The organism is Helicobacter sp. MIT 05-5294, from assembly GCF_000765675.1.
GTDB lineage: Bacteria > Campylobacterota > Campylobacteria > Campylobacterales > Helicobacteraceae > Helicobacter_D.
This window is the reverse complement of record NZ_JRPA02000017.1, coordinates 25,182-36,536: the sequence shown is the minus strand read 5'-3', so window position 1 is coordinate 36,536 and position 11,355 is coordinate 25,182. Positions and strand designations below refer to the sequence as shown.

Annotated in this window: 12 protein-coding genes and 1 pseudogene; 12 read left to right on the top strand and 1 reads right to left on the bottom strand. The window is 36.3% G+C overall.

The genetic code is table 11. The features are described from left to right. The 7 genes and pseudogenes from LS69_RS08185 to LS69_RS08155 form a co-directional block, all read left to right on the top strand. Positions 1–214: pseudogene (locus tag LS69_RS08185) on the top strand (glutamine-hydrolyzing GMP synthase); the annotation flags it as partial. Positions 215–223: 9 nt separating this feature from the next. Continuing rightward, positions 224–1,192 carry a DpnII family type II restriction endonuclease gene (locus LS69_RS08180; protein WP_138123952.1) on the top strand — a complete coding sequence of 323 codons (969 nt, stop codon included), beginning with the start codon at positions 224–226 and terminating at the stop codon, positions 1,190–1,192. Position 1,193: 1 nt separating this feature from the next. Then, complete coding sequence (locus LS69_RS08175; protein ID WP_138123950.1) at positions 1,194–2,159, top strand: site-specific DNA-methyltransferase; 966 nt, start codon at positions 1,194–1,196, stop codon at positions 2,157–2,159. Positions 2,160–2,282: 123 nt separating this feature from the next. After that, positions 2,283–3,005, top strand: a complete 723-nt coding sequence (locus LS69_RS08170; protein ID WP_138123948.1) for a hypothetical protein — start codon at positions 2,283–2,285, stop codon at positions 3,003–3,005. Beyond that, positions 3,006–3,470, top strand: a complete 465-nt coding sequence (locus tag LS69_RS08165; RefSeq protein ID WP_138123946.1) for a Panacea domain-containing protein — start codon at positions 3,006–3,008, stop codon at positions 3,468–3,470. It abuts the gene before it with no gap. Positions 3,471–3,728: 258 nt separating this feature from the next. After that, positions 3,729–4,166: an aminoglycoside 6'-N-acetyltransferase gene (aac(6'), locus tag LS69_RS08160; RefSeq protein WP_202978668.1), complete on the top strand. Its 438-nt coding sequence runs from the start codon at positions 3,729–3,731 to the stop codon at positions 4,164–4,166. A 142-nt stretch (positions 4,167–4,308) separates the two neighbouring features. Beyond that, positions 4,309–4,821 carry a ClbS/DfsB family four-helix bundle protein gene (locus tag LS69_RS08155; protein ID WP_138123944.1) on the top strand — a complete coding sequence of 171 codons (513 nt, stop codon included), beginning with the start codon at positions 4,309–4,311 and terminating at the stop codon, positions 4,819–4,821. Here the strand turns inward: LS69_RS08155 and LS69_RS08150 are convergent, their stop codons facing one another. Next, positions 4,822–5,415: a LysE family transporter gene (locus LS69_RS08150; protein WP_138123942.1), complete on the bottom strand. Its 594-nt coding sequence runs from the start codon at positions 5,413–5,415 to the stop codon at positions 4,822–4,824. Between the two features lie 216 nt (positions 5,416–5,631). Between LS69_RS08150 and LS69_RS08145 the strand changes: the two genes are divergently transcribed. The 5 genes from LS69_RS08145 (at position 5,632) to LS69_RS08125 (ending at position 11,351) form a co-directional block, all read left to right on the top strand. Then, positions 5,632–6,165 (top strand): methylated-DNA--[protein]-cysteine S-methyltransferase, encoded by a 534-nt coding sequence (locus tag LS69_RS08145; RefSeq protein ID WP_138123940.1) that lies wholly within the window; start codon positions 5,632–5,634, stop codon positions 6,163–6,165. 139 nt (positions 6,166–6,304) lie between these two features. After that, the gene (locus LS69_RS08140) at positions 6,305–6,904 is read left to right on the top strand and encodes a LysE family translocator (RefSeq protein WP_138123938.1); all 600 of its coding nucleotides are present in this window, start codon (positions 6,305–6,307) and stop codon (positions 6,902–6,904) included. Positions 6,905–7,027: 123 nt separating this feature from the next. Then, a complete protein-coding gene (gene gyrA, locus LS69_RS08135; RefSeq protein ID WP_138123936.1) occupies positions 7,028–9,514 on the top strand; it encodes a DNA gyrase subunit A in 2,487 nt (828 codons plus the stop codon). Positions 9,515–9,522: 8 nt separating this feature from the next. Beyond that, entirely contained in the window at positions 9,523–10,026 is a 504-nt protein-coding gene (locus LS69_RS08130; protein WP_238699272.1) for a hypothetical protein, read from the top strand. 2 nt (positions 10,027–10,028) lie between these two features. Next, complete coding sequence (locus LS69_RS08125; protein ID WP_138123935.1) at positions 10,029–11,351, top strand: sigma-54 dependent transcriptional regulator; 1,323 nt, start codon at positions 10,029–10,031, stop codon at positions 11,349–11,351. Positions 11,352–11,355: the final 4 nt, after the last annotated feature.

Genomic DNA, 11,355 nt, shown 5'->3' with positions numbered 1-11,355 from the left:
AAGTGTGGGCGTAATGGGCGATAATCGCACTTATGATAACACGATTTGCGTGCGAGCGGTGGAAGCAATCGATGGAATGACCGCGACTTTTGCACATTTGCCCCATGACTTTTTGGAATCTGTAAGTAATCGCATTATTAATGAGGTGGAGGGCATTAACCGCGTGGTGTATGACATCACGAGCAAACCACCGGGCACGATTGAGTGGGAGTGAGGAGAATATATGTTAAATAAATATAGTATTGTAATTGAAAGAAATTCTTTTTATTTTTCTAATCCGCATTTTGAGGAAAACTATGAAGCAAATACTATAAATCTATTAAAAACTTTGCTTCTAAATCTACAAAATCAAATCTTAAATCAAGGTTGCAAAGAAGAGATTTTTGTGGATTTTATGCAAAATAATGAATTTGGTTTGGAAGCTTTGCTTGTTTTAAATGGTCTTGCCAATGAAAATCTTAAACGAGTGATTACTATTGCAAGAATTGTTAGGGATAGGGATTTATCTATTTTATTGAATTTAGAAGAATGGGATAAGGTTGAAAATAAAAGTGACATAGCAGAATGGGGAGACAAGAAAATAAAAAATCTTATTAAGAATAATCAAAATTTTGCAAGAGGTTTAATTAATCTCTTTTTTTGGGGCTCATCCAATCCTTTTTTAGCTAAAACTTTGCCTTTATTTGAGCTCAATAAATTAAATATTCAAAAAATTAATTTTGATTCAAATGCAATGATTGATACATTAATTCGCTATCGTCAAAAAGGGAGTTATTCTGGTGCTATGCAAAATAACCCAGAATCAGCCATTAAAGAAATTCTATCCAACTTGCATATTTCTTATGAAAGTGGCGATTTGCCGCTTTTGAGTTTAAAAGAAAATCTTAATAAGCGCACAATGGATTTCATTATTCCAAATAAACAAAATCCCCAAATTATTATAGAATCTTCTTTTTTGAGCACCACAAGTTCAGGACAAGGAGATAAGGCAAAAACAGAGCTTAATGTAGCGATGCTAATTAAAAGGCATTATCCAAATGCCAAATTTTATGGTTTTATTGATGGAATTGGTTGGTATGTAAGAAAGCAAGATTTAAAACGAATGGTTGAAGCCTATGATGAAGTATTTACTTTTCGTGCTGATGAATTACAACGATTTACACTTGCAATGAAAAATATTTTTGAGGTCTAAAATGAATAATTTACCTATCAATCAAATCTTACAGGGCGATTGTCTAGAATTATTTCAAAGTATTCCGAACAATAGCATAGACTGTGTGTTTGCTGACCCACCTTTTAACCTTAAGAAAAAGTATAACTCGCATAAAGATAAACTTTTAGAATCTGAATATATACTATGGTGTGAAAAATGGATAGATGAATGTGTAAGGGTGCTTAAAGATAATGGCTTTATCTTTTTGCATAATATCCCTAAGTGGCTTACTTTTTATGCAAGTTTTTTAAATAGTCGGGCTGTTTTTAGGCATTGGATAAGCTGGGAAGCAATGACTGCCCCGATGGGAAAAACCTTGCAACCTGCACATTATGGAATCTTATTTTATTCAAAAGGTGAAGTTAAAGATAGATTTAAAGAAATTCGTTATCCACATAAAAGAGATAGAAAGGGCGTTTTAGTGAAAGACTATGGAGGGAAAAAGGGCATCTTGCATCCTTTTGGTCCCCTTTGTTCTGATGTATGGACTGATATTCATCGCATAAGACACGCGAAAAACAGAGATAATCACCCTTGCCAACTTCCATTGCATTTGCTTGAGAGAATTATTTTAATGAGCAGTGAAGAGGGCGATACGATTTTAGACCCATTTTTAGGAACAGGAACAACCGCACTTGCAGCAAAAAGATTGGGTAGAAATTTTATAGGTTTTGAAAAAGATAGCGAATATTGTCAAATTGCAACAACTAAAATTGAAAATGAATTTTTTATGTCTAAAATCGGAGAAAATTGGGTTAGTTTTTATCTTAACGAAATCGTAAGCTTGAGGGAGCGCGATTGGAACAATCTGAAAGATTATTTTGAGATTCCAAAAGATATTAGGGAAATTGATATTCACAAGATAAAATTCAAAACAATAGGTAAAACAGAAGTTACTAAATATAGAACAAATCTTTTTGATGAAAGACTACCATTGGAGGCGTAGAAAGTGAATTTATTAGAGTGTTATATAGATGGAAAAATAGAGCTAAATAAGAATAAAAAAGTAACAGAAATTAAAATAAAATATTTGATTTCAAGTAAAAATAAGTAGTTAAGGATAAAAGATTTGAAAATATTTTTGGCAACTATGGAGAAAATTTGTGTTTTTTCAATTCCTATTTATTTTGGACTTCATGATACAATACTTAGCCTTTTTAATGTCGATAAAAATAATATCTTTTTATGCTATATAGATATTTTTCTCTTAATTATTTTATTTATAGCTTTGATATATGAAGCATGTATCCAGTACAGAATTTTTAAATACAAAAAATTATTAAAACTAGTTAAAGCTTATAGAAGCTTTTTAAGCGGATATTTTGATGATGAATTAAAAGAAGTATCAATCAATTTGACTTATACAGAGAATGAACGATTGACTTTATATTTATATTCATCTTCTCAAAATGCTTTTTATTCCATAGGTAGATATTCAAAAAGTCCAAAATATAATCAAATAGGTAGATATATAATAGATGATACAAAAGAATATGTTTTTGCAGTAGTAAATGAAGAAAAACATTATGAGAAAGCAGAACCAATAAAAGACAAATGGTTCAATAAACGCAATATGCTAAGTAATGATATGTATGGTGTTTATATTGAAGATAAGGGTATTAAAATTGGAATTATAATTGCTCAAAGTATGAAACAGAAAAAATTTAAAAATAAGGAAGAAAGGCAGAAATTGAAAAATGAGGCTATTAGATTGCAGGAAAAAATTTTGCAAATGAAGATTAATCCAAATGCATTACCTAGCGAGACTGATTTAATGGAAAAAGGATTATAAATGGAAATATTAAGCATTGTTGCTTATTTTGTTAAAAATAGTAAAATCCAATTAACAAAAGGAAGATTGAATAAGCTTGTTTACTTAGCAGATTGGAAATTTTCATTAGATTATAACAAACAAATTTCAAAGATTAATTGGAAATTTAACCACTATGGACCTTATGTCGATGATATAGAGAATAGCATTGTCAATGATTCACTGAATCGTTTTGAAATTGTCGCGGATACCACTTATTTTGGAAGTCAAAAATATATAATAAAAATGAAACAGGATTTAAATTTTTCTCTTCCAAACAATGAAGAAAAAAGAGTTTTAGATTTAATTATAGAGCTAACAGACGAATTAAATTGGACAGATTTTATTAATCTTGTATATTCTACATATCCAATTAAGGTAACCTCTCGTGGTGATATAATGGATTTAGTAAAATTATCAAAAGAATATAAAAATACTAAAAGATAACCTACTCCCCCTCACCCCACAAAATCTCGCGAACGAGTATTTGTGTTGCATCATTCGCCCCAAAAGATTCACGAAGGTATTGAGGCAAAGCGAGTGTGGCTAAGTGAGCGGCTTAAAGAGGGACATATTTATAAGAAGCCCAATCAAAAGATTGTGTGTTTATCGAATATTCCACGTTCGAAAATTTTTGGATTCCATGATTAACAACTATTGGTTGAGAATTTATGTGATTAAAGTGCAATTGTAACAAGGAGATGAATGATGATGATACGAAAGGCAGAAAAAAACGATTTAGTAGTATTAGCAAATTTGGCGGCATTAATATGGGATTGTTCTGTTGATACATTATTCCATGAATTTTCCGAGACTATTGCAAAGGAAAATTATCAATTCTTCTTAAAATTTGCAAACGATGAGCCTGTTGGCTTTGCGCAATGTTCGCTGCGATATGATTATGTAGAAGGCACAAAAACAACTCCAGTTGGTTATTTGGAAGGAATTTTTGTCAAAGAAGGTTTCCGTAATAAAGGTTACGCTAAAGAACTATTGGCAGCATGTGAGGTATGGGCAAAAGATAAGGGTTGCAAAGAATTTGCAAGTGATTGTGCAATAGATAACATGGATAGTTTTTATTTTCATAAATCTATGAATTTTACAGAAGTAAATAGAATTATTTGTTTTACAAAAGTATTATAATTTTTGCTAAAATATTCAAACAGCTAATCTACTTGATTTGCCGACCTTGTGGCGAATCTTGAAAAGATAAGAGACATTAAGAAATACGCGATATATTATTATAATTTTCCAAAACCACACCATATTCACAAAAAGGAGACTTATGCCCTGCCCCAATACCAAAACCGACCTATTGTGCCAAAGCCAAGCACATTTTGAACAGCTCTTTATGCTCATTGATTCTATGCCTGATGCACGGCAAACTGCAAAGTTTGATTATAATGAGCGAGACAAGACTTTGCGAGATATTCTTGTGCATTTGCTTGAATGGCAAAAGTTGCTACTTCATTTTGTGCAAACAAACCTTAGCAAAACGACTGATTTTGTGCCTTTTTTGCCTGCACCTTATAATTTTAGGACTTATCCTAAAATGAACCAAGAAATATGGCACAAACACCAAAAGACATCTTTAGATGACGCAAAGACAATGTTGCACAAAAGTCATCATGATTGTATAGAAATGATAGAAAAACTCCCAGAAAATGAGCTGTTTGTGAAAAAGCATTATGCTTGGTGTGGCACAACGAGTCTTGGGAGCTATTGTGTGAGTGCGACCTCGAGCCATTATGATTGGGCAATAAAGACAATTAAAAAAGCCTTAAAATCACACAAATGATTATCCTAAAAGAATCTGCACCGCGCTTAAGACAAGCAAAGCTGCCATTGTCAAATTTGCGGCTTTATAATGTTTGATTAAAAAAGCCTTGAGCATAGCACCGGCTATCGCCCACAAAAAGATTCCCATAAATCCAATGATAATAGAAAGCAAGATAAATGCACTTGTATAAAAAAGGCTTTGATAATAGGGTAAAACAAAGGAAATATGTATAGTAATTCCATATAAAATGATTTTGACATTCACAAACTGCAAGAAAAAGGCGTTGAAAAACCCGAGCCTCTGATTGTGCGTTTTTTCGAGGTTTTGGGGTTTGCTAATGCCGACTTTGTAGGCAAGATAAAGCACATACCCCACACCCAAAATCTTTAAAACCCCCAAGACATCGGGCAAAAGTTCAATCAAAACATTACAGCCAAACCCACACAGAATCATAATAGACGCAAAGCCCGCGTAGATTCCTAAAATAAGCTTTTTGCTCTCTCTATAACCATAATTTACAACACTATTTAGGGCAAGGATATTATTCGGACCCGGTGTCGTGGCGGTAATGCTTGAATAGATAAGAAACGAAAGAAAGGTTTCAAGGCTCATTTGCCAGCCCCCTAGACTTTTGGAGTGTATTGTATCAAAAAAAAAAAAACAATTTCAAGGGGCGGGGGTTGCATTATGCAAAATAGGCTTAAATGTTTTGGCCGGGATTCTATGCTATAATAAGCATAGTAAAGAGAATTTAAGGCTTATAGCATTGGATTTGGAGCGACTTTTGATGTGAAACTTGCTTTAAAAATCTATGAAAATGGGGTGCAAATGCCATACATCACAAAATATCAATCGCCTTTAGGAGAAATTACCTTAAGTTCTGATGGTGAATCTTTAAGTGCCGTGTGTTTTAAAGACGGCAAAGACTATGGTAGATATATTGCAGAAGGACAAGAGCGGGATTTACCTATCTTTGATGAGACGATAGAATGGCTAGATATTTACTTTCGGGGTAAAAATCCAAATTGGATTCCAAAGTATAGTAGAGATGACATCACGCCCTTTAGGCAAGAAATCATAGAAGAGTTGCTAAGAATCCCTTATGGAGGGGTTGTAACTTATCAAGATATTGCTTTTGCAATCGCCAAAAAGCGTGGCATCAAGAAAATGTCCACTCAAGCAGTTGGCGGAGCTGTGGGCTGGAATCCGATTTGCATTATTATCCCTTGTCATCGGGTTGTCGGTAGTAATGGCAGTCTTACGGGTTATGGTGGAGGAATCTATAATAAAATCAAGCTACTTGAGCTAGAGGGCATTGATATGAGCAAATATTCTATTCCCACAAAAGGCAGTGCCCTATAAAGATATGGAATCTTTGGTTGTGGGGTGATTTTAGAGACAAGGAGAGTAATGACAACAAGTGAAAATTTTTAGGATTTTATGCTAAAGACACTTTATACTTTCACAATGCCCTTTAAGAATCTTTCAAAAGGAATCCTAAATGATTGAAATTTTATCCGCCTATATCCTAGCTGTGTTTTCGTTGATTGTTACTCCTGGTCCTGTGGTGGCACTCATCATACGACAAGCTTTGCTCTATGGATTTAAAACTGCATTTTTTACAATCATCGGGACAAACTTTGCTTCTTTGATTTTACTTACATTCGCTGTCGCTGTGATTTTGGGCGTATTTGAAATTTCTCCTAGTATATTATCTATGATTAGCCTTTTAGGTTGTGCATTTGTCTTTTATTTAGGGATTAGCTCTCTTTATCAAACCTTGAAAAACTATCAAGGTAATTCCTCTAAAGAATCAGGTTTACAACCACTCCAGCCTAATAAAGACAATGTTCAAAAAGCCTTTCTTGCTAGTTTTTTAGAGGGTTTTGGGATTGCTATTGGCAACCCTAAAGATATTATATTTTTCGTGGCATTTTTTCCGCAGTTTATCCACATAAGTGATTCTATTTTTATAAGCTTAAGCATTTTGGTGTTTGTATGGATTTTGCTTGATTTTTCTATCCTCATCACTTATGCTATCTTAATGCAAAAGGCGATTTTCTTAAAAATACCAAAACCTTATTGGAATCCTAAGCGATAGTATCTTAATGCTTATTGGAATCTTTGGAGCTTATTATTTGAAGCATTCTTTAGCTTAGCAAGATTAAAGTAAAATAAAGGTAGAATCGCGCGAAAGTTTCGTATTTTATCAAAAAGGCAAGGAATGTCAGACTTACTTAATCAAGATATTCAAAATGTTAATATAGAGGATTCTATCAAAGAAAGTTATTTGGACTACTCTATGAGTGTTATTGTAGGGCGTGCATTGCCTGACGCACGCGATGGATTGAAGCCTGTTCATCGTAGGATTCTGTATGCGATGTATGAGTTAGGTGTTACTTCAAGAGTTGCTTATAAGAAAAGCGCGAGAATCGTGGGTGATGTGATTGGTAAATACCACCCACATGGCGATACTGCAGTTTATGACGCATTGGTAAGAATGGCACAAGACTTCTCTATGCGACTAGAACTTGTCGATGGACAAGGAAACTTCGGAAGTATAGATGGCGATAGCGCGGCGGCGATGCGTTATACCGAAGCGCGAATGACACAAGCCGCAGAAGAATTATTGCGTGATATTGACAAAGACACTGTGGATTTCCTCCCAAACTATGATGATACTTTGCAAGAGCCAGATATTTTGCCTAGTCGGCTTCCAAACCTGCTGATTAATGGTTCTAATGGAATCGCAGTTGGAATGGCGACAAATATCCCACCGCACCGCACAGATGAGGTGATTGATGCTTTGATTTATCTCATTGACAATCCACAAGCGCAGCTAGATGATATTTTGCCTTTTGTGCAAGGACCAGATTTCCCAACCGGTGGAATCATCTATGGCAAAAGCGGAATCCGCGAGGCGTATGAGAGCGGACGCGGACGCATTAAGATTCGGGCGAAAACGCATATTGAAAAAACCAAAACCAAAGATATTATCGTCATTGATGAGATTCCTTATCAAGTCAATAAAGCGCGTCTTGTAGAGCAAATCGCCGAACTTGCCAAAGATAAAGTGATTGAGGGAATCTCTGAAGTGCGCGATGAATCCGACCGTGATGGAATCCGTGTTGTCGTGGAGTTAAAGCGTGAGGCGATGAGTGAGATTGTATTAAATCACTTGTTTAAATCTACACCAATGGAATCTACTTTTGGGATTATTTTACTTGCGATTCACAATAAAGAACCCAAGATTTTTTCACTTTTAGAGTTACTAGAGCTTTTTATTTCTCATCGCAAAAGTGTTGTGATTCGGCGGACAATCTTTGAATTAGAGAAAGCAAAGGCGCGTGCGCATATTTTGGAGGGTTTAAGAATCGCACTAGAAAACATTGATGAAATTGTCGCGTTAATCCGTGCAAGTAGCGACCCAAAAGTCGCAAAAGAGGGATTAATAAGCCAATTTAGTTTAAGCGAGATTCAAGCCCAAGCGATTTTAGATATGCGTTTGCAAAGACTTACAGGCTTGGAGCGGGATAAGATTGAAAACGAATATCAGGAATTGCTCCAAGAGATTGCGCGTTTGAGTGAGATTCTAAAAAGCGAAGCGAAGCTGAATGCGATTATTAAAACAGAATTGCTAGAATCTAAAGAAAAATTTTCAACCAAGCGAAGAACAGCGATTGAAGAAGATTATGAAAATATTGATATGGAAGATTTGATTCCAAATGAGCCTGTGGTAGTAACGATGAGCCATCGCGGTTATGTCAAGCGTGTGCCTGTGCGCACTTATGAGAAGCAAAATCGCGGGGGCAAAGGAAAAATTTCTGCGAACACCCACGAGGACGATTTTATTGAGAGTTTCTTTGTCTCTGATACACACGATACGATTATGTTTATTACCAACAAAGGACAACTTTATTGGCTTAAAGTTTATAGAATCCCAGAAGCAAGTCGCACCGCTATTGGCAAAGCAGTGGTGAATCTGATTAATCTAAGTGCTGATGAAAAGATTATGGCGACCATTACGACAAAAGATTTCAATGAGGATAAGTCCATCGCATTCTTTACGAAGAATGGAATCATCAAACGCACCAATCTAAGTGAGTTTAAAAATATCCGAAGCGTAGGTGTCAAAGCGATTAACTTAGATGAAGATGATGAGCTAGTTACAGCAAAAATCATTAGCCCTAGCATTAAAGAGATTTTGGTAGTAACTTACGAGGGAATGTGTGTGCGCTTTGGTGTGGATAATGTGCGTGAGATTGGGCGTGTGGCGCGTGGCGTTACGGCGATTAAGTTTAAAATGCCAAAAGACTATGTGATTGGCGCGACTGCGATTATGGACGAAAACGAAGAGATTTTAAGCGTGAGCGAAAAAGGAATCGGAAAACGCACAGAAGTGAATGAATACAGAATTACGAATCGCGGCGGTAAAGGTGTGATTGCGATGAAGCTCACGAGCAAGACAGGTAAACTTGTAGGCATTGTTAATGTAGATGAAAATATGGATTTAATGGTGCTTACAAGTAGTGGCAAAATGATTCGTGTAGATATGCAAAGCATTCGCAAGGCAGGACGCGCGACAAGTGGCGTAATTATCGTAAATGTTGATGATGATAAGGTGGTTTCTATTGCGCGTTGTCCTAAAGAAGAAAAAGAAGTAGAAGAGAACGAAGAGGGCGAGGATTCCGCAAATTTATTTGAGGATTAGTTGGGGTAATGTTTAGGATTCTGCTAGGGTTGGCGTGTTTTGTGGTTTTGTGCGAAGCTTCAGAATATATTTTTTCTTACAGGGTTGCCGTTAAAGATGGCATTGTCTTAAATGAAAAATATTATTTTTCTCCGGCTATGGTGAGTGCAAAGATTCTTAATCAAACCAAGAATCCTTATAAAAAATGCGAGATTTCTCACGAGGCAAAAAGTGAGAAAGTCCTCATTAATGATTATAAAATTAAGATTTTAGAATGCTTTTTTCAATGGGGTGTGCGTTTGGAAGACCATAGCGAAGTAAGTCGTATGAGGGGCAAATCAACGACTTTCTTAGCGATTCCGCCCACGCGTATTAGACTAGAATATGCAAGTGGAATCGCAACGCTTTACGCATTAGTGAAACAAACAAAGAATCCCTCTTTTGTGGATTCCTTGAAGCCAACTTGGAAAACCTCGCCGAAAGATTCGCAGTTAGAGAAAAGTTCAGAGAAAGAAAGCACAAAAAAGGAGTAAAGATGAAATTAGCTATTGTAGAAGATGATATTAATATGCGAAAATCTCTTGAAATTGCGCTAGGGGAATACGATGAGTTTGAAGTCGTGAGCTTTAAGAGTGCCAAAGACGCGCTAAAAAAGCTTGATGATAGCATTGATTTAATTATTACCGATATTAATATGCCACAAATGGACGGCTTGGAGTTTTTAAAGGTGCTAAATGGACGCTATGAGGCGTTGATTATCACAGGAAATGCGACTTTGGGCAAGGCGATTGATTCTATTCGTTTGGGTGTGAAAGATTTTTTGACGAAGCCTTTTGAAATTGAAACCTTAGTCGAGGCGATTCATCGCGCTAAAAAAGCACAAGAAGTGATGGCGAAGGTTAGCAAAAAACCTACAAAAGCCGAAAAATCAAAAGAGCAAAGTGAAAACAACAAGCAGTTTATGGCGACTTCTCCTGCATTAGAGGGTGCGCTAAAACTCGCTAACAAAGCTGCTAAAACAGCCGCTTCTGTGCTTTTGCTTGGAGAAAGCGGAGTGGGTAAGGAATTGTTTGCAAACTATATCCACCAAAATTCGCCACGAGCGAATGCGCCTTTTGTCGCGCTTAATATGGCTGCGATTCCAGATAATTTGTTGGAATCCGAGCTATTTGGCTATGAAAAAGGAGCTTTTACAGACGCGACAGAAGGGAGGGCAGGGAAGTTTGAAGCGGCAAATGGCGGAAGCATTTTTTTAGACGAAATAGGAGAAATGCCAGCAAGCTTACAAGCGAAGCTTTTGCGCGTTTTGCAAGAAAGAGAAGTGGTGCGTTTGGGCAGCTCAAAGCCGATTAAAGTGGATATTCGCTTCATTGCAGCGACAAATGCCGATATTCAAAAAAAGATTCAAAAAGGTGAGTTTCGGGAGGATTTGTTTTTTAGATTGCAAACGATTCCAATCCACATTCCACCTTTGCGGGAGCGCACGGAGGAGATTATTCCTTTGTGTGAATGGAAGCTAGAGCAGGTGGATAAACAATATGGCGTAGGCAAGAAATGTTGGGGCAAAGGAGCGCAGGAGCAGTTATTGTCGTATCGGTGGCCCGGTAATATTCGTGAGTTGCTTTCTGTGATTGAACGCGCCGCGATTCTGTGTGAGGGAGATGAAATTATGGTGGAAGATTTATTCTTGAGTTCGCGCGAAAGTGGGGGTAAAAAGAAAATCGCAAACCTAGAAGAAGAGCTAATTTATGAGGCTTTAAAGGCGAGTGATTCCGATGTGGATACCGCGGCAGAATTGTTGGGATTCAAAAAAGAGTTGCTTTTAAGCAAAATGGAACGCTATAATATCAAACTTTAAAAGG